General features: G+C 74.4%; 14 protein-coding genes and 1 tRNA gene. 8 read left to right on the top strand and 7 right to left on the bottom strand.

Annotation, left to right across the window (positions count from 1 at the left end; genetic code table 11):
* Positions 1-65: 65 nt before the first annotated feature.
* The 4 genes from HL189_RS09565 to HL189_RS09550 form a co-directional block, all read right to left on the bottom strand.
* Positions 66-308 carry an acyl carrier protein gene (locus tag HL189_RS09565; RefSeq protein ID WP_369133469.1) on the bottom strand — a complete coding sequence of 81 codons (243 nt, stop codon included), beginning with the start codon at positions 306-308 and terminating at the stop codon, positions 66-68.
* 87 nt (positions 309-395) lie between these two features.
* A complete protein-coding gene (locus HL189_RS09560) occupies positions 396-1364 on the bottom strand; it encodes a beta-ketoacyl-ACP synthase III (protein WP_369133468.1) in 969 nt (322 codons plus the stop codon).
* On the bottom strand, positions 1361-2611 hold the full coding sequence (locus tag HL189_RS09555) for an acyltransferase domain-containing protein (protein ID WP_369133467.1): 1251 nt from the start codon (positions 2609-2611) through the stop codon (positions 1361-1363). Before HL189_RS09555 ends, HL189_RS09560 begins: the two co-directional genes overlap by 4 nt.
* 96 nt (positions 2612-2707) lie before the next feature.
* Positions 2708-3880, bottom strand: a complete 1173-nt coding sequence (locus HL189_RS09550; protein ID WP_369133466.1) for a PucR family transcriptional regulator — start codon at positions 3878-3880, stop codon at positions 2708-2710.
* A gap of 44 nt (positions 3881-3924) precedes the next feature.
* On the opposite strand from HL189_RS09550, the gene HL189_RS09545 reads away from it, so the two are divergent.
* Genes HL189_RS09545 through HL189_RS09535 form a run of 3 tightly spaced genes read left to right on the top strand, consistent with a single transcriptional unit; the run spans position 3925 to position 6407 of the window.
* Positions 3925-4623 (top strand): phosphatase PAP2 family protein, encoded by a 699-nt coding sequence (locus HL189_RS09545; RefSeq protein WP_369133465.1) that lies wholly within the window; start codon positions 3925-3927, stop codon positions 4621-4623.
* Positions 4620-5153 (top strand): pirin family protein, encoded by a 534-nt coding sequence (locus HL189_RS09540; protein ID WP_369133464.1) that lies wholly within the window; start codon positions 4620-4622, stop codon positions 5151-5153. The genes HL189_RS09545 and HL189_RS09540 overlap by 4 nt, the downstream gene beginning before the upstream one ends.
* 39 nt (positions 5154-5192) lie before the next feature.
* A complete protein-coding gene (locus tag HL189_RS09535; protein WP_369133463.1) occupies positions 5193-6407 on the top strand; it encodes a M20 family metallopeptidase in 1215 nt (404 codons plus the stop codon).
* Between the two features lie 104 nt (positions 6408-6511).
* Here the strand turns inward: HL189_RS09535 and aceE are convergent, their stop codons facing one another.
* Complete coding sequence (gene aceE, locus HL189_RS09530; RefSeq protein ID WP_369133462.1) at positions 6512-9319, bottom strand: pyruvate dehydrogenase (acetyl-transferring), homodimeric type; 2808 nt, start codon at positions 9317-9319, stop codon at positions 6512-6514.
* A 291-nt stretch (positions 9320-9610) separates the two neighbouring features.
* On the opposite strand from aceE, the gene HL189_RS09525 reads away from it, so the two are divergent.
* From HL189_RS09525 to HL189_RS09515, 3 genes are all read left to right on the top strand, one after another.
* Positions 9611-10033 (top strand): DUF3052 domain-containing protein, encoded by a 423-nt coding sequence (locus HL189_RS09525; protein WP_369133461.1) that lies wholly within the window; start codon positions 9611-9613, stop codon positions 10031-10033.
* Positions 10034-10129: 96 nt separating this feature from the next.
* A complete protein-coding gene (locus HL189_RS09520; protein ID WP_369133460.1) occupies positions 10130-10591 on the top strand; it encodes a peroxiredoxin in 462 nt (153 codons plus the stop codon).
* Positions 10592-10679: 88 nt separating this feature from the next.
* Positions 10680-10751 (top strand) — tRNA-Val (locus HL189_RS09515).
* Between the two features lie 80 nt (positions 10752-10831).
* On the opposite strand, the gene HL189_RS09510 is transcribed toward HL189_RS09515, so the two are convergent.
* A complete protein-coding gene (locus HL189_RS09510) occupies positions 10832-11332 on the bottom strand; it encodes a cupin domain-containing protein (protein WP_369133459.1) in 501 nt (166 codons plus the stop codon).
* A gap of 29 nt (positions 11333-11361) precedes the next feature.
* On the opposite strand from HL189_RS09510, the gene HL189_RS09505 reads away from it, so the two are divergent.
* Entirely contained in the window at positions 11362-11847 is a 486-nt protein-coding gene (locus HL189_RS09505; RefSeq protein WP_369133458.1) for a MarR family winged helix-turn-helix transcriptional regulator, read from the top strand.
* Positions 11848-11895: 48 nt separating this feature from the next.
* On the opposite strand, the gene HL189_RS09500 is transcribed toward HL189_RS09505, so the two are convergent.
* Positions 11896-13851 (bottom strand): FUSC family protein, encoded by a 1956-nt coding sequence (locus tag HL189_RS09500; RefSeq protein WP_369133457.1) that lies wholly within the window; start codon positions 13849-13851, stop codon positions 11896-11898.
* Positions 13852-13933: 82 nt separating this feature from the next.
* Here HL189_RS09500 and HL189_RS09495 point away from each other — a divergent pair, with 82 nt between their 5' ends.
* Positions 13934-17683, top strand: a complete 3750-nt coding sequence (locus tag HL189_RS09495; RefSeq protein ID WP_369133456.1) for an ABC transporter ATP-binding protein — start codon at positions 13934-13936, stop codon at positions 17681-17683.
* Positions 17684-17907: the final 224 nt, after the last annotated feature.

Genomic DNA, 17907 nt, shown 5'->3' with positions numbered 1-17907 from the left:
GAACGGCCCCGCTGCAGGGTCCCGCTGCGAGCGTGCGAGCAGTGGGGGGCAGCGGGGTCCTTCTACTACTGGTTCTTCTCGATGTAGGAGATCGCGTCCCCGACGGTCTTGATGTTGCCCAGCTCGTCGTCGGGGATGGCCACGCCGAACTTGTCCTCGACGGCGGTGGCGATCTCGACCATCGACAGGGAGTCGACGTCCAGGTCGTCGGTGAACGACTTCTCCGGGGTGGCGTCGGCAGGGGTGACGCCGGCGACCTCCTCCAGGATCTCGGCGACGCCTGCCTGGATCTCCTGGGTGCTGCTCACGCGTGGGGTCCTCTCTCTCGGATGGTGGCGCGGCCGGGGACCGCGCCGTCGTCCGGGACGGGTGTCCCGGCTCGGTTCAGAGGTCTATCAGGGGAGGCGGATGACCTGCCCGGCGAAGGTCAGTCCAGCGCCGTACCCGAGCACCAGGGCCAGGTCGCCGGACTTGGCCTCACCGGACTCCAGCAACGCGGTCAGCGCCAGCGGGACGGAGGCGGCGGAGGTGTTGCCGGCCTGCATGACGTCCTTGGCGACGACGACGTCGTCCCGGAACCCGAGCTTCTTGGTCATCGACTCGATGATCCGCAGGTTGGCCTGGTGCGGCGCGAACACGTCGATGTCCGCCGGCCCGACGCCGGCCTTCTCCATCGCCTCGACCAGCGTCGCGGTCAGCCGGGTGGTGGCCCAGCGGTAGACCGCCTGGCCGGCCATGCTCATCGTGGAACGGCCGGCGGCGATCTCGATGGCGCTGTACTGGTCGCCGTCGCTGCCCCAGGCGACCGGACCGATGCCCGGCTCGTCGGAGGCGCCGAGCACGACCGCCCCCGCGCCGTCCGCGAAGATCACCGCGGTGGAGCGGTCGGTCATGTCGATGACGTCGGTGAGCCGCTCCACCCCGAGGACCAGCGCGTTGTGCGCACTGCCGCTGCGGATGGCGTCGTTGGCGACCGCGAGGGCGTAGCAGAACCCGGCGCAGCCGGCGTTGAGGTCGAACGCGCCCGGGCGGGGGATGCCCAGGCGGTGGGCGACCTGCGGGCCGATGCCCGGGATCGGCACCCGGAGGCTGGCGCTGGACAGCACCACCATGTCCACCTGGTCTGCGGCCAGGCCGCTGGAGGCCATCGCCTTGCCCCCGGCCGCGACGGCCATCTCCACCAGCGACTCGTCCTCCGACGCCCAGCGGCGTTCGGCGATGCCGACGCGCGTGCGGATCCACTCGTCGTTGGTGTCCATCACGGTCTCGAGCTCGGCGTTGGTGACGCGCCGCCGCGGGCGGTAGCCGCCGATGCCGAGGATCTGCGCGCCGGGCGCGCCCTGGCGCAGCTGGATCGATGTCACTCCGAGACCTCCGGGTAGAGACGAGCTAGGGGATCGCCGGCGTCGACGCGGTCGCCCTCGGCGACCAGCCACTCGGCGAGGACGCCGTCGTAGCCGGCCGAGACGCGGACCTCCTCGCGGCGGCCGTGCACGGTGCCGAGCGGGGTGCCGGCCGGGAGACGGGTGCCCTCGGCGATGTCCGCCGGGCTGACGGTGCCGCGGGCGGGGGAGACGACGACCCGCCAGTCGGGCTGGTGCTCGGCCTCGGCGCGGCCGCGTTCGGCCGCGATGAGCTCGCGGGCCCGGTCGAGGTCGGCGGGGCCGGTGAGGGCGAGCACCTCGATGTCGGCGCCCTTCCACTCCCGCTTGGCCAGGCCGGACAGCGCGCCGGCCGGGGGCAGCTCGAGGGCGGCGGTGACGCCGAGGTCGCGCAGCGTGGACAGGCAGGCGTCGAAGCGGACCGGGCTGGTGACCTGGGTGACCAGCCGGGACAGCGTCTCGGCGCCGCTGGGGACGGCGGCCCCGTCGGCGTTGGACAGCAGCAGCCGGCTCGGGTCGGCCGGGGTGAGACCCCCGACGAGGGCCTCCAGCTCCGCCCGGGCCGGGGCCATGTAGGCGGTGTGGAAGGCGCCGGCCACCGACAGCGGCATGATCCGCGCCTTGGTCGGCGGCTCGGCCTTGAGCGCGGCCAGCGCGTCGAGGGAACCGGCGGCGACGACCTGCCCGCCGCCGTTCGTGTTCGCCGGGGTCAGGCCGAACCGCTCGATCGCGGCCAGCACCTCGTCGGGCTCGCCGCCGAGGACGGCGGACATCCCGGTGGGGGTGAGGGCGCAGGCGCGGGCCATCGCCCGGCCGCGGACGGCGGTCAGCGCGATCGCCGCCTCGATGGACAGCACGCCGGCCAGCGCGGCGGCGGTCAGCTCGCCGACGCTGTGGCCGGTGATCACGACGTCCCGGCCGGACTGCGGCGTGTGCGGGACGGGGCCCGGCAGGCCGCCGAGCTCACGGGCGACGAACAGGCTCATCGCGACGACCAGCGGCTGGGTGACCGCGGTGTCCTTGATGGCCTCGGCGTCGCCGGTCGTGCCGAGCTCGAGGAGGTCGGCGTCGGCGATCGCGCCGGCCCAGCGGAAGAAGGACTCGGCGCCGGGGAGCTCCAGCCACGGGGTGAGCATCCCCGGCTTCTGAGCACCCTGTCCGGGGGCGAGGACGGCCAGCACGTGTTCACCGTGCCAGTCCGGCCGCTCCGGCGCGGTGGTGGTGGCCACGAAGAACACGGTCGGGCTTTTGGAGGGTTCCTACAAGTTGGGGGTCGTCAACCCCACGTCAACCCGTGTGTCGGTGTGCAAAGCCACAATGCGCGTTCAGTGCCACAGCGAGCGGTCGCCGTCCAGCCCGGTCAGTGCGAGGGCCAGCTGCAGCGTCCAGGCACCCCGCGGATCGGTCGCGGAGCAGCCGGTGAGCTCGGTGGCGCGCTTGAGCCGGTAGCGCACGGTGTTGGTGTGCACGAACAGCGCCCGGGCGCTGGCCTCCAGGTTGCCGCCGTTGCCCAGCACCGTGCGCACCGTCTCGACCAGCCCGCCGCCGGCGTTGTGCAGGGGCAGGGCGACCCGCTCGGCCAGCGCCGCGCGGGCCACCGGGTCGCCGTCCAGCGCGCGCTCGGGGAGCAGGTCCTCCGCCTGGACCGGCCGCGGCGCGTCCGGCCAGGCCGGGGCCGCGTGGAGCCCGGCCAGCGCGGCGGTGGCCGACTCCCCGGCGTGGGCGAGCGAGTCGACCTGCGGGCCGACGACGACGGGGCCCGGGCCGAACTCCCGGCACACCCGGCCGGCGACGGCGGGGAGCGCGTCGACCCCGCCGAGGACGACGACGAGCTTGTCGGCGTGCACACCCACCAGCACCTCGCTGCGCATCGAGTGGGCGGCCCGGCGGACGGCGGCGCGGGAGTCCGGCTCACCCGGCGGCGCCGACCCCACCAGCACGACCACCGGACCGGTGGTGGCCCAGCCCAGCGCGGCCATCCGCCCGGGGAGCTCCTCGGAGCGGTCCCCGCGCACCAGGGCGTCGACGACCAGCGCCTCCAGCCGGGCGTCCCAGGCGCCGCGGTCCTCGGCGAAGCTGGCGTACACGTGCGCGGTGGCGAAGGCGACCTCGCGGCTGAACTGCAGCACGGTCAGGCGCAGCGAGTCGGCGTCCCCCGGCTCGGCGACCTGCTCGACCCGGTCCTCCACGACCTCGACGGTCACCTTGATCAGGTCGACGGTCTGCTTGAGCGGAACGGCCCGGACCAGCTCGCGCGGGGCGGCGCCGAACACCTCCCCGGTCAGCCGCGGGGGCCGGCCGGGGTGGCGGCACCAGTCGACCAGCGAGGCGATGCCGGCCTGGGCCACGAGGGTCACCCAGGAGCGCTGGTCGGCGGGCATCAGCCGGAACCAGGGCAGCTCGTCGTCCATCCGGGCGACGGCCTGGGTGGCCAGCGCACCGGAGGCGCGCTCCAGCCGGCGCAGCGTCGCCTCCGACGGGCCCGTGCCGACCTCCACGCCCTCAGCGTGTCACGGGGCCGGGCGTCGGGGATCGTGGGCGGGTGCGCACCACCCGAACGGGCCGCCCGGCCGCCGTCCGCCCGGCGCTCGTCGTGGCGCTGGCGGCCCTGGCGCTGGTGGCGCTGCTGGGGACGGCGGTGAGCACGGGGGTGACGCCCCTGCTGGACGCCGACCGGTCCCTCAGCGACGCGCTCTACGCCGGCGACGACCGGTCCGGGGTCGCCGAGACGGTGCTGCAGGTGCTCACGGCGCCGGGGCTGACGGTGTTCCGCGCCGCGGTCCTCATCCCGGTGCTGGTCTGGCTCGCGCTGCGCCGGGCGTGGTGGACGGCGGCCTGGGTGCTCGCCGCCGCGGCGCTGGTCGCCCCGATCACCGCACTGCTCAAGGAGCTGACCGGCCGGGTCCGCCCGCAGTTCGCCGAGGGCGGGGTGCGGTACGAGACGCTGAGCTTCCCCAGCGGGCACTCCTCGGGCGTGGCCGCGCTGGTCACCATCGTCCTGGTGCTCGCCTGGCCGCGGCTCACCGGCGGGGCCCGGCGGGTCTCGGTCGCCGGCGGGGTGACGCTGGTGCTCGTGGTGGGGCTGACCCGGGTCCTGCTGGGGGTGCACTACCCGTCGGACGTCGTCGGCGGCTGGGCGCTGGGGCTGGGGTGGACGCTGCTGGTCGTGCTCGCCCTCGGCGGCCTGCCCGGCGGCCGCGCGGCCCTGCCGTCCCGCGAGCGAGTGGAGGTCGTGCGGTGAGGGGAGGACCGGACTCGCGGGTGCTGCTCGCGCCGGACGACGGGTCGCTCGGGCCGCTGCTGCGGCTGGCCGACGACCGGCTCGGTCCCGGCGCGGGCTACGGGCGGCACGCCCACGCCGACGTCGACGTGGTCGCGGTGCTGCTCGCCGGATCGCTGCGGCACGCCTGGGGGGCCGAGGCGGTGCTGGCGCCCGGCGACGTGGCGGTGCTGCGGGCGGGACGCGGACTCGAGCACGACGAGGTCGCGGGGGGTGGTGGCGCGCACGTCGTCCAGGCCTACCTGCGGGCGGCCCGGCCGGGGGAGGAGCCGGCGCACGACGTCGTCGTCCGGCCGACCGGCTGGGTCGACCTCGGCCGTGCGGACGCCCGGCTCTGGGTCGGGGCGGCCGGACCGGACGTCCCGGCCGGGCTCCGGGTCGTCGCGCGCAACGGGCAGGTCACCGTGGAGCCGGGGGACGGCCCGGTCGCCGGCCCGGCGACCGTCTGCGTGTGGGAGCTGGACACCGCACGCCCCGACTGGGCCTGGTGAGTGACCGGCGGTCCTGAGCCCTGCTACAGACTGGGCGGCATGTCCGCCGACGCACCCGTTGACACCTCCCTCCTCGCCGCCGCCCGGGCCGACGCCGACCGCACCGTGGCGCTGCGCCGTCGGCTGCACCGCCGCCCGGAGATCGGGCTGCAGCTGCCGGAGACCCAGGCCGCCGTGCTGGCGGCGCTCGCCGACCTCCCGCTCGAGGTGACCACCGGCACCAGCACCACCTCGGTGGTCGCCGTGCTGCGCGGGGCCCGGCCGGGGCCGACCCACCTGCTGCGCGCGGACATGGACGCGCTGCCGCTGCAGGAGGACACCGGCCTGCCGTTCGCCTCCGAGGTGCCTGGCGTGATGCACGCCTGCGGGCACGACACCCACGTGGCGATGCTCGTCGGGGCGGCCCGGCTGCTCGCCGAGCGTCGCCACCAGCTCGCCGGCCAGGTCGTCCTCATGGTGCAGCCGGGGGAGGAGGGCCACCACGGTGCCCGGTACATGCTCGAGGAGGGCCTGCTCGACGTCGTCCCGGACGCCCCGGTGAGCGGCGCGTTCGCGCTGCACATCACCACGATGTTCCCGACCGGCACGATCAACCTGCGACCGGGCCCGATGATGGCCGCCGGCGACATCTTCAGGATCACGCTGCGCGGCCGCGGCGGGCACGCCTCCACCCCTCACCTGGCCGCCGATCCGGTGCCGGTGGCCGCCGAGGTCGTGCTCGCCCTGCAGTCGATGGTGACCCGCCGGGTCGGCGTCTTCGACCCGGCGGTGGTGACCGTCGGCCAGATCACCGCGGGGACGACGAACAACATCATCCCCGAGACGGCGTACCTGGAGGGCACCATCCGGACCCTCTCGGCGCGCCAGCGGGCCGAGACGATGGACTCCGTCGAGCGGGTCGCCACGCACGTCGCCGCCGCGCACGAACTCACCGTGGAGTTTGCCCGGGTGCCGGGCTACCCGGTGACGGTCAACGACGCCGCGGTCGCGGCGAAGGTCAGCGCGACCGCCGCGGCGCTGCTCGGCGGGCAGGCGAGCGCGCACATGGCCGAGCCGCTGATGGGCGCCGAGGACTTCTCCTACGTGCTCGAGCGGGTGCCCGGGGCGATGGCCTTCCTCGGCGCATGCCCGCCGGAGCTCCAACCGGGCACCGCGCCGGGCAACCACTCCAACCACGTGGTGTTCGACGAGGACGCGCTCCCGGTCGGCGTGGCGATGTACGCACAGATGGCGCTCAACGCCCTCGCCGGCTGAGCGCGGGACCGCTCGCACGAACGACCGTCCCCCCGCACCAGTGTTGGTGCGGGGGGACAGTCGTCGATCAGGTCACCTGGTTCAAGCCCCCGCAGGGGCGGGCCTCAGGTGGCCGGGTGGTCGTCCGTCCGCTCCTCCTTGGGCGCCTTCTGCTCGTCGCCGATCTGGTACTTCTCGACCGCCTGCCGGACGACGTCACGCTCCACCTCGCCGCGCTGGGCCAGGGCGGACAGCGTGCGGACGACGACCGACTCGGCGTCGACCTTGAAGTGCCGGCGCAGCGCCGGGCGGGTGTCGGAGAGCCCGAACCCGTCGGTGCCGAGCGTGGCGAGACCACCCGGCACGAACGGCGCGATGAGGTCGGGGACGGCCTTCATCCAGTCCGACACCGCGACGACCGGGCCCGGGGTGTCGGCCAGCTGCTGGGTCACGTACGGAACCTTCGGCTCCTCGGCCGGGTGGAGGAGGTTCCACTCCTCCGCCTCGACCGCCTCGCGCCGCAGCTCCGTCCAGGAGGTCACCGACCACACGTCGGCCGAGACGCCCCAGTCGTCGGCCAGCAGCTCCTGCGCCCGCAGCGCCCAGGGCACCGCGACACCGGACGCCAGGATCTGCGCCTTGGTGCCGTCGGGTACCTGCGGGCCCTCCGCGAACCGGTAGATGCCGGCCAGCAGGCCGCGCACGTCCAGCCCCTCCGGCTCCGCCGGCTGCACGTAGGGCTCGTTGTAGACGGTGAGGTAGTAGAAGACGTCGGGGCTCCGGTGCCCGCCGAGCGGGGCGCCCGGGTCCTCGCCGTACATCCGCCGCAGGGCGTCCTGGGTGATGTGCGCGACCTCGTAGGAGAACGCCGGGTCGTAGGTCACCACGCCGGGGTTGGTGTAGGCCAGCAGCAGGGAGTGGCCGTCCTCGTGCTGCAGACCCTCACCGTTCAGCGTCGTCCGGCCGGCCGTGGCCCCGAGCAGGAAGCCCCGGGTCTGCTGGTCGGCAGCCGCCCAGAACGAGTCGCCGGTCCGCTGGAACCCGAACATCGAGTAGAAGATGTAGATCGGGATCATCGGCTCGCCGTGCGTGGCGTACGAGGTGCCCGCGGCGGTGAACGACGCCGCGGACCCGGCCTCGTTGATTCCCTCGTGCAGGATCTGACCCTGCTCGGACTCCTTGTAGGCCAGCATCAGCTCGCGGTCGACCGACGTGTAGTTCTGGCCGTGCGGGTTGTAGATCTTCTGGCTCGGGAAGAGCGAGTCCATCCCGAAGGTGCGGGCCTCGTCGGGGATGATCGGCACGAAGCGCGGGCCGAGCTCCTTGTCCTTGGACAGCTCCTTGTAGAGGCGGACGAATGCCATCGTCGTCGCCACCTCCTGCTTGCCCGAGCCGCGCTTGAGGACGTCGAAGGCCTTGTCGTCGGGCGCCTTGAGCGGCTTGGCCGTCACCCGGCGCTGCGGGATCGAGCCGCCGAGCTGACGGCGCCGCTCGAGCATGTACTGCATCTCGTCGGAGTCGTCGGCCGGCTTGTAGTACGGCGGCAGCGTCTTGTCCAGCTGCTCGTCGGAGATCGGGATCTGCAGCCGGTCGCGGAAGCCCACCAGGTCCTCGGCGGTCAGCTTCTTCATCTGGTGCGTGGAGTTGCGGCCCTCGAAGTGGCTGCCCAGCGTGTAGCCCTTGATCGTCTTCGCGAGGATGACCGTGGGCTGGCCCTTGTGCTCCATCGCGGCCTTGTAGGCGGCGTAGACCTTGCGGTAGTCGTGCCCACCGCGGGCGAGGTCCCAGACCTCCTTGTCGCTCATCCCCTCGACGAGCTTGCGGGTCCGCGGGTCGCGCCCGAAGAAGTGCTCGCGGACGAACGCGCCGTCCTCGGCCTTGTAGGTCTGGTAGTCACCGTCCGGCGTCTGGTTCATCAGGTTGACCAGGGCGCCGTCCCGGTCGGCGGCCAGCAGCTTGTCCCAGCCACGGCCCCAGATCACCTTGATGACGTTCCAGCCGGCGCCGCGGAAGAACGACTCCAACTCCTGGATGATCTTGCCGTTGCCGCGCACCGGACCGTCGAGCCGCTGCAGGTTGCAGTTGATGACGAAGGTGAGGTTGTCCAGCTCCTCGCGCGCGGCCAGGCCGATCGGGCCGAGCGACTCGGGCTCGTCGGTCTCGCCGTCGCCGAGGAAGGCCCACACGTGCTGGTCCGAGGTGTCGGCGATGCCGCGGTCGTGCAGGTAGCGGTTGAACCGCGCCTGATAGATCGCGTTCATCGGGCCCAGGCCCATGGAGACGGTGGGGAACTCCCAGAACTCCGGCATCAACCGCGGGTGCGGGTAGGACGACAGCCCGCCCCCGGGGTGGCTGACCTCCTGGCGGAACCCGTCGAGCTGATGCTCGTCGAGCCGGCCCTCGAGGTAGGCGCGGGCGTAGATGCCGGGGGAGGCGTGGCCCTGGAAGTAGATCTGGTCCCCGCCGCCGGGGTGGTCCTTGCCGCGGAAGAAGTGGTTGAAGCCGACCTCGTACAGCGTCGCCGAGGACGCGTAGGAGGAGATGTGGCCGCCGACGCCGATCCCCGGGCGCTGTGCCCGGTGGACCATGATCGCGGCGTTCCACCGGGTGTAGGCGCGGATCCGTCGCTCGACGTCCTCGTCACCGGGGAACCACGGCTCCCGCTCCGGCGGGATCGTGTTGATGTAGTCCGTGCTCCGCAACGCCGGCACGCCGACCTGCTGCTCGCGGCTGCGCTCGAGCATCCGGAGCATCAGGTACCGCGCGCGGCCTCGACCGGCGTGGCCGACGACCGCGTCGAGGGACTCCAGCCACTCCTGGGTCTCGTCGGGGTCGGTGTCAGGGAGTTGGCTGGGCAACCCGTCGGTGATGACCGCTCGAGGGTTGCCGGTCGTGCGGGCGGGGTCGCCGTCCGCCTGCTGCGGTGCGCTCATGACTCCATGTTCTCCTGTCCGGCATCTCCCCGTCACCCGACGGGCGTATCTCTACCCTCTCAAGCCTGCCCGGACGTGGGTGTCGCCCGTTCCGAGGAGCTTGCGCCAGGTGCTCCATGGCCTACGCTCCGCTGGAACGGTGGCCCCGTCCCGGCCGGTCCGAGCAGGCACCGCGGCCGCGGGCGGGGCACGATCCGTGCAGATCTGCTGTTCCCGGGGACGTCCCGGGGGCGGAGGGCACCACCAGGGCATCACCACCAGGGCATTCGAGCACACGGAGGAACAGCAGGGATGAGCGTCGACTCGGGCACCAGCATGGCTGCCCGGCTGGGGATCAAGCCGGGCATGGTCGTGCAGGAGCTCGGCTGGGACGAGGACGCCGACGAGGACCTGCGCGACTCGATCGTCGAGCTGTCCGGCGGGGAGATGGTCGACGAGGAGTCCGACGAGGTCGCCGACGTCGTCCTGCTGTGGTGGCGGGAGGACGACGGGGACCTCTTCGACGCCCTGACCGATGCCATCACCTCACTCGCCGAGGACGGCGTCGTGTGGCTGCTGGTGCCCAAGTCCGGCCGACCCGGGCACGTGTCGCCCGGTGACGTCACCGAGGTGGCCCCCACCGCGGGGCTGTCGCAGACCTCCAGCATCTCCGCGGCCAAGGACTGGTCGGGCATCCGGCTGGTCACCCCGAAGGCCGCGCGCTCCCGTCGCTGAGAAAGGGCCACCCCTCCCCCCACGCCTCGCAAAGCTCGGCGCGGGCCCCTGAGGGGTGGCCGTTCCAGCCCGTCACCTGTGCGGCAGCATGGGGGCATGAGCCTCTCCGTCGGCGACGTCGCGCCCGAGTTCAGCCTCCCCGACCAGGACAAGCAGGTCGTCTCCCTCGCGGAACTGCGGGGGGCGCCCGTGCTGGTCGTCTTCTACCCGTTCGCCTTCTCCGGGAAGTGCACCGGTGAGCTGTGCCAGCTGCGCGACGAGCTGAGCACGTACACCGACGCCGGCGTGCAGGTCGTGGCGGTCTCCACCGACCCGGTGTTCAGCCTCAAGGCCTTCCGCGAGCAGGAGGGGCTGACCTTCCCGCTGCTGTCGGACTTCTGGCCGCACGGGGCGACCGCGCAGGCGTACGGCGTGTTCAACGAGAAGGCGGGCATGGCGCTGCGCGGCACGTTCCTGGTGGACGCCGAGGGTCGCATCGCCTTCGCCGAGGTCAACCAGGCCGGCGACGCCCGCGAGCAGTCGGGCTGGAAGGACGCCGTCGGGCAGCTGGCCGCCTGAAGGAGGACCCCCTGCCCCCGACGCTCGCACGCTCGCGTCGGGACCCGGCAGGGGGCCACGTCCGGGGCCACCTACTCTGGGCGGCCCGGGGCGCGTAGCTCAGCGGGAGAGCTCTCGCCTTACAAGCGAGCGGTCGCAGGTTCGATCCCTGCCGCGCCCACGTCCCCGCACTCCACCCGCCAGGCCGGGGGTCGTTCCCCTGCTGGTCGGGCGGGTGACCGCGATCGGCTCGACCGGGTGTCAGGCGTTGGCGCTCCGGTCGGCACGCTGGTCGGATCCGGCCGGGAGCGGGCCGAGCATGTCGATGCCGTGTCGCGCGCCGATCGCCAGGACGGCGTCCATGCTCGGGCTGTCGGCGGCGGCCGGCGCGGCCACCGCGCGCAGGAAGCCCTCCATGGGCGCTCCCGGTGCATGGACGACGAAGGCGACCGCGTCGGCAGACGATTCGTTGCGAACCGTGTGCGGCGTGCCACCGGCCAGCGGGACGACATCGCCGGCGGCCGCGGTCGACCGGCGCAGCGGGGCGTCGGAACCACCGGTGTAGAAGGTGAACTCACCGGCGAGCACGTAGTAGACCTCGCCGGGGGCGTGCCGGTGCAGCACCGGCGGGCCACCGCCCGGCGGCATGCGGACCTGCACGGCGAACAGCGCGCCGCCGGTCTCCGCGGTGGTCGCCAGGACCGTGACCTCGTCGGTCCCGAGCTGCAGGCATTCTGGCGTGGCAGAATCGACAGGGAACATGTCCATCAAGTTAGACAGGCGGCCTGTCCATGTCAAGACGGATCCCCACCTCCGCCGGCCGCGAGCGTCAGACCAACCTCGGCGTCGCGCTCCGCGAGGCGTTCGTCGCGGTCAACGACCTGGTGCTGGCTCGGCTCGCCGAGCAGGGCCACGCTGTGGTCCGCCCTGCCCACAGCGCCGTCTTCCAGTACCTCGACGACACCGGCACGACGGTCAGCCTGCTCGCCGAGCGGGCCCAGATGACCAAGCAGGCCATGGCCGAACTGGTCGCCCACCTGGAGACGCACGGGTACGTCACCCGCACGCCGGACCCGGCGGACAGGCGGGCGAAACTCGTCCTGCCCACCGAGCGCGGCCGCGAGGTGGTGGCGATCGCCCAGGGTCTCGTCCCCGAGCTGGAGGCGCGCATCACCCACGGCCTGAGCGCGGAGCGGGTGCGCCGCCTGCGCGAGGACCTCGAGAACATCCAGCGCGCAGCCGTTGCGGAACTCCGCCGGGAGCAGCCCACGGGCTGAGCACCGACGACCGCAGCCGGATGGCGGGTCGGCGACGTCCTCCGGCCCTCAGTCCTCGCTGCCGCGGACGCCGGACCGCCGGCCGGGCGTGGTCTCGCGTACCAGCCGGCGGGCGGCGTCCACCTCCCGGGCGACCGGCGCCAGCACCCCGTCAGCGTGGATCTCCGCGTCGTCGGGCGCCCGGTGCTCCCGCAGGTCCCGCTCCAGCTGCCGCAGCGCCTTGCGCAGCACCGCGACCTGGGCCGGTTCCGGGGAGGGGGCTCCGGACCGCGTCTCGATCACCGCCTCGGTGACGGCGTCCGACGCCCGCTCGAGCTGCACGATCACCGGCCACCAGGCCGCCGCTCGGGTGCTGATCGGCGGCGGCTCGGCCAGCCGCCGCTGCAGCTGGGTCTGCACCTCGGTCAGCGCCCGGTAAGTCGCCCGGCGGGCCCGCCGGCGCTCCACCGGGCTGCCGGTGAACGCCGCGTCGACGAACCGGTCCAGGGCGAGCGCGGCGTCGCGCAGCGCGTCGTCCAGCGGAGCGCGCCAGGTCTGCGGCCACAGCAGGTAGCCGACGACCAGCACGATGCCGCAGCCGATGAGCGTGTCGACCAGCCGCGCGCCGACCAGCCCGGCGCCGCTGGGGGTGGCGAGGTCGATCAGCAGGATGATCAGCGGTGTCTGGAAGACCGAGAACAGCCCGAAGTTGGCCTTGCGCGCCCACGGCAGCGCCCCGGCGGCCAGCGCCAACGGCAGCAGCACCCAGGGGCCCCGGGGGAGCACGGTCAGCACCAGCGAGCCGATGAGGACCCCCAGCAGCGTGCCCAGACCCCGCTGCACGGCCCGGGTGAACACCGAGCCGAAGTCCGGCTTGAGCACGATCGCCACGGTCAGCAGCACCCAGTAGGCCCGCTCGATGGGCAGCAGCTGCCGGGCGACCTCGGCGGCGATCATGCAGAGCGTCAGCCGGACGACGAACGCCCGGGAGTCCGCGTTGCCGACCGTCCGGTCCACCAGGTCCCGGGCGCGCAGCCGCCAGTCGACGTCCGGGCCGCTGGCCGCGGCCTGGGCGCGCTCCTCCGGGTCGCCGACCACGTTCCACACCAGCCGGATGCCGTGCCGTACCGCGCGGCGCTGGCTCGGGCCGTCCTCCACCGGCGGCGGCCGCTCGCCCTGCAGTGGGAGCCGGCTGGTGATCGCAGTGGCCAGTGCCGCGACGGCAGACAGGTCCCGGGAGTCGGCGGGCACCTCGGCCCGGGCGCTGGCCACCACGGCCTCCACGAGGGGAGCGGCGGCGTTGAGCACCCCGGCCAGCTCGGCGAGCTCCTTGCTGCGGCCCGCCGACCGGCTCCGGGAGTGGATGACCCGGTCGTACCCGGTGTTGAGCGCCTCGGTGAGCTGCCGCCGGGCCTCCTCGGCCTGGTCGGTGCCGATCACGGCGAGCAGGTCGCCGATCCGGATGAACACCGTGGCGACGGCTGCCCGGTCGGGGTCCTCGGGCTCGGTGCGCGCCTGCACCAGGACGGCGAGGGTCGCCCAGGCCGCGCCGGCGAGGAACCACCCGACCTCCGCGGCGGCCGGCAGCGGCGTCTGCAGCCCGGAGGAGATGACCGTGTACACGAGCAGCTGCAGGCCGCCGAGGGACAGCGCCGCGCTGATCGAGCTGAGCAGCGCGGACACGGCGGAGACCGCGGCGAGCAGGACCACGGGCAGCCACCCGCCGCCGGTCATCGCCTGCCCGATGACCAGCCCGAGCCCGCCGAGCAGGGAGGCGGCCGCGACCCGGCGCAGCCGCGTCCGCAGCGGGCCCGACTGCGGCGCGAGCGTGGTGGCCAGCGACCCCATCGTGCCGAACACGCCGGCCCCGAGGGCCGTGCCATCCAGGCCGCCGGTCGCCAGGGCCACCGCCAGGGGAGCGGGGACGACGACGGCGAACCGGATTACGTCGCCCCACGGGACCGGGGGCCGGCTGGTCCGCACCAGCTCCTCCAGCCAGGCCGGCGCGTGCAGCCCCCTGTCCACCCCAGCAGCCTGTCACCCCCTCGCGGCGCGTCGCGACGGCTCGTCGCACACTGGACGTCGTGCCGCGTCCCCCCGTCGCCTCGTGACGGCCCTCGCCGACCGGGTCGCGAGCGAGCAGGAGGAGACCGCGCGGGGCGGCTGGCTGCGCCGCCTGCTCGGCTACTGCCTGCGCCACCGCGGGGACCTGGTCGGGGCGTTCGCCGCCGCGCTGGTCGGCTCGGTGATCGCCGCCGGGGTGCCGCTGCTGGTCCGCGCGGTCGTGGACCGGGTGGTCGCCGGGGCGCGGGACGGCGGCCCGGTCGACGTCACGCCGTTCCTGGTGGCGCTGGTGGCGGCCGGGGCGCTGCGGTTCGCCGCGGGCTTCGTGCGGCGGTTCCTGGCCGGGCGGCTGTCGCTGGACGTGCAGATGGACCTGCGCAACGACGTCCACGCGGCGCTCGGGCGGCTCGACGGGCCGGGGCAGGACCGGTTGCAGACCGGGCAGACGGTCAGTCGCGCGATCAGCGACGTCACCCTCGTCCAGGGGCTGCTCGCCTTCCTGCCCAACCTGACCGGCAACGCGCTGCTGTTCCTCGTCTCCCTCGGCGTCATGGCCTGGCTGTCGCCGCTGCTCACCGTGGTTGCGATCGCGGTGGGCCCGGCGCTGTGGTGGCTGGGGCTCCGCTCGCGGCGCGACCTGTTCCCGGCGAACTGGGCGGCCCAGCAGCAGGCCGGCGTCGTCGCCGGGGACGTCGAGGCGGCCGTCACGGGCGTGCGGGTGGTCAAGGGCTTCGGGCAGGAGGAGCGCGAGCTGGACCGGGTGGACGCCGGGGCGCGGCGGCTGTTCGGCGCCCGGCTGCGCGTCGTCGCCTTCACCTCGCGCTACAACCCGCTGCTGCAGGCGGTCCCGGCGCTCGGCCAGGTCGGGGTGCTCGCCCTGGGCGGATGGCTCGCGCTCCGCGGCTCGATCTCGCTCGGCACGTTCCTCGCCTTCTCCGCCTACCTGGCCGCGCTCGTCTCGCCGGTGCGCCAGCTCGCGGCCGTGCTGACCATCGGGCAGCAGGCCCGCGCGGGCGTGGAACGCGTGCTGGAGGTGATCGACGCCCGGCCGGACCTGGTCCCGGGCACCCGCTCGCTGCCGGCCGGGCCGCTGACGGTCGAGCTGGACGGCGTCACCTTCGGCCACCGCCCCGACCGGCCGGTGCTCACCGGGGTGTCCCTGCGGGTCCGGCCGGGGGAGACCCTCGCGCTGGTGGGCACCTCGGGCTCGGGCAAGTCCAGCGTGGTCGCGCTGCTGCCCCGTTTCTACGACCCGTCCGCGGGCGCCGTGCGCATCGGGGGCTGCGACGTCCGCGACCTGGACACCGGCTCGCTGCGGCGCGCGCTCGGCGTCGTGTTCGAGGACAGCTTCTTGTTCTCCGACACCGTGCGGGCCAACATCGCCCTCGGCCGACCCGACGCCACCGACGCCGAGGTGCGCGCCGCGGCCCGGGCGGCCCAGGCCGAAGGCTTCATCGCCGAGCTGCCCGAGGGCTACGACACCGTCGTCGGCGAGCAGGGGCTCACCCTCTCCGGCGGGCAGCGGCAGCGGGTCGCGCTGGCCCGGGCGCTGCTGACCGACCCGCGGGTGCTGGTCCTCGACGACGCCACCTCGGCGGTGGACGCCGCCGTCGAGGCGCGGATCCACGCCGCGCTGCGCGAGGAGGTGCGCGGCCGGACGACGCTGCTGGTGGCGCACCGCCGCTCCACGCTGGCGCTCGCCGACCGGGTGGCCGTGCTCGACGCCGGCCGGGTGGTCGACGTCGGCACCGTGGTGGAGCTGGAGGCACGGTCCCCGCTGTTCCGCGCGCTGCTGTCGGGGACGGTCGACGACGGCGGCGGCGTGCCGTCGCCCGCGCCGCCCGGCGGGGTGACGCCGTCCGCGTGGCCGGACCCCGAGCCGCAGCCGGCGGACGACGCGGCGCTGCGCACCGCGACCGCCTCCATCGGCGGCCGCGGCGCGACCCTGGCCGCGGCCGCCCCGACGGAGTCGCTGCGGGCGCTCGTCGACCGGCTGCCGCCGCCCGTGGACGAGCCGGACGTCCCTGCCGCCCGGGCCCGCGCCGCCGATCCGCACTTCTCCCTGCGGGGGCTGCTCCGCCCCTTCCGGTGGACGCTCGCGGGAGCGCTGGTCCTCGTCGCGCTGGACACGGCCGCGCAGCTGGCGATCCCCGCGCTGGTCCGGAAGGGCGTCGACGACGGCATCGCGTCGGCGTCCCTGCCCCTGCTGCTCGGCGTCTCCGGGATCGCGCTGGCCGTGGTGCTCGCCGACTGGTCGGTCGCCCGGGCCGCCGCGTGGCTGACCGGGCGGACCGGGGAGCGGCTGCTCTACACGCTGCGGGTGAAGACGTTCGCCCAGCTGCAGCGGCTCGGCCTGGACTACTACGAACGCGAGCTCGGCGGCCGGATCATGACCCGGATGACCACCGACGTCGACGCGCTGTCGGCGTTCCTGCAGACCGGGCTCACCACCGCGGTGGTCAGCTTGCTCACCCTCGTCGGGGTGCTGGTGGCGCTGTTCCTGTTCGACGTCGAGCTCGCGCTCGTGCTGGTCGCCACGCTGCCGGTGCTCGTCGTCGCCACGGTGTGGTTCCGGTCCCGGTCGGTGCCGGCCTACACCGAGGCCCGCGAACGGGTGAGCGCGGTCAACGCCCGGTTGCAGGAGGACGTCGCCGGCGTCCGCGTGGTCCAGGCGTTCGACCGCACGGCGCACTCGGACGCCGTCTTCCAGCAGCACGCGCAGCGCTACCGGGACGTGCGGCTGCGGGCCCAGCGGTACATCGCGACGTACTTCCCGTTCGTCGAGTTCCTCTCCGAGGTCGCGGCGGCCGCGGTGCTCGCCGTCGGGGCCGCGCGGCTGACCTCGGGGAGCATCACCGCCGGCGTCCTCATCGCCTTCGTCCTCTACGTCGACACGTTCTTCTCCCCGGTGCAGCAGCTGTCGCAGGTGTTCGACAGCTACCAGCAGGCGTCGGTCGGGCTGCGGCGGCTGCGCGGCCTGCTGCGCACCCCGACGTCCACCCCGCCGGCCGTCGACCCCCGTCCGGTCGGCCGGCTCCGCGGCGAGGTGCGGCTGGCCGACGTCACGTTCGCCTACACCGGCGCGCGGAGCCCCGCCCTGCGAGACGTGTCGCTGACGGTCGCGCCCGGTGAGACGGTGGCGCTGGTGGGCGAGACCGGTGCGGGCAAGTCGACGGTGGTGAAGCTGGTCGCCCGCTTCTACGACCCGACGTCCGGAGCGGTGTGCGTGGACGGCACGGACCTCCGTTCGCTGGACCTGGCGCAGTACCGCTCGCGGCTCGGCGTCGTGCCGCAGGAGGCGTACCTGTTCGAGGGCACGGTGCGCGACGCGATCGCCTACGGCCGGCCCGCCGCCTCGGACGCGGAGGTGGAGGCGGCGGCGCGGGCGGTGGGCGCGCACGAGATGGTCGCGGCGCTGCCGCTGGGCTACCGCACGCGCGTGGGGGAGCGGGGCCGGTCGCTGTCGGCGGGTCAGCGGCAGCTGCTCGCGCTGGCCCGCGCGGAGCTCGTGGACCCCGACGTCCTGCTGTTCGACGAGGCGACCGCGTCGCTGGACCTGGCCACCGAGGCCGCGGTGACCCGGGCGGCCGACGCGGTGGCCCGGCGGCGGTCGACGCTCGTCGTCGCGCACCGGCTGACCACCGCGGCCCGTGCCGACCGGGTCGTCGTGCTGGACCACGGCCGGGTCGTGGAGGTGGGGCGGCACGAGGAGCTGCTCGCCGCGGGCGGGGCCTACGCGGCGCTGTGGGCGGCGTTCACCGCCGACGAGGAGTCCGACCCCGTCATGGGGTGACGCGGCTCAGATCCCGGCGCGGTCAGTCCAGGCGCCAGGTCGTCAGGGCACCGCCCCGAGGGCGTGGCGAAGATGGCGAGAACGGCGACGCACACGGCCGCGAAGGTGACCGGATCAGGCCGGCAGGCCAGGGTGACCGATCCGTCGCCCGGCCCCTGCCGCTCGGGGTCGACCGCGCCGTCCTCAGCGCCGGACGACGTGCGGCGGCCTGGCCACGCAGAACT

Origin of the sequence: Modestobacter sp. I12A-02662 (assembly GCF_041028325.1) — a bacterium.
Taxonomy (GTDB): Bacteria; Actinomycetota; Actinomycetes; order Mycobacteriales; family Geodermatophilaceae; genus Modestobacter.
The sequence above is the reverse complement of the archived record's forward strand: the minus strand, read 5'-3'. Positions and strand labels throughout refer to the sequence as shown.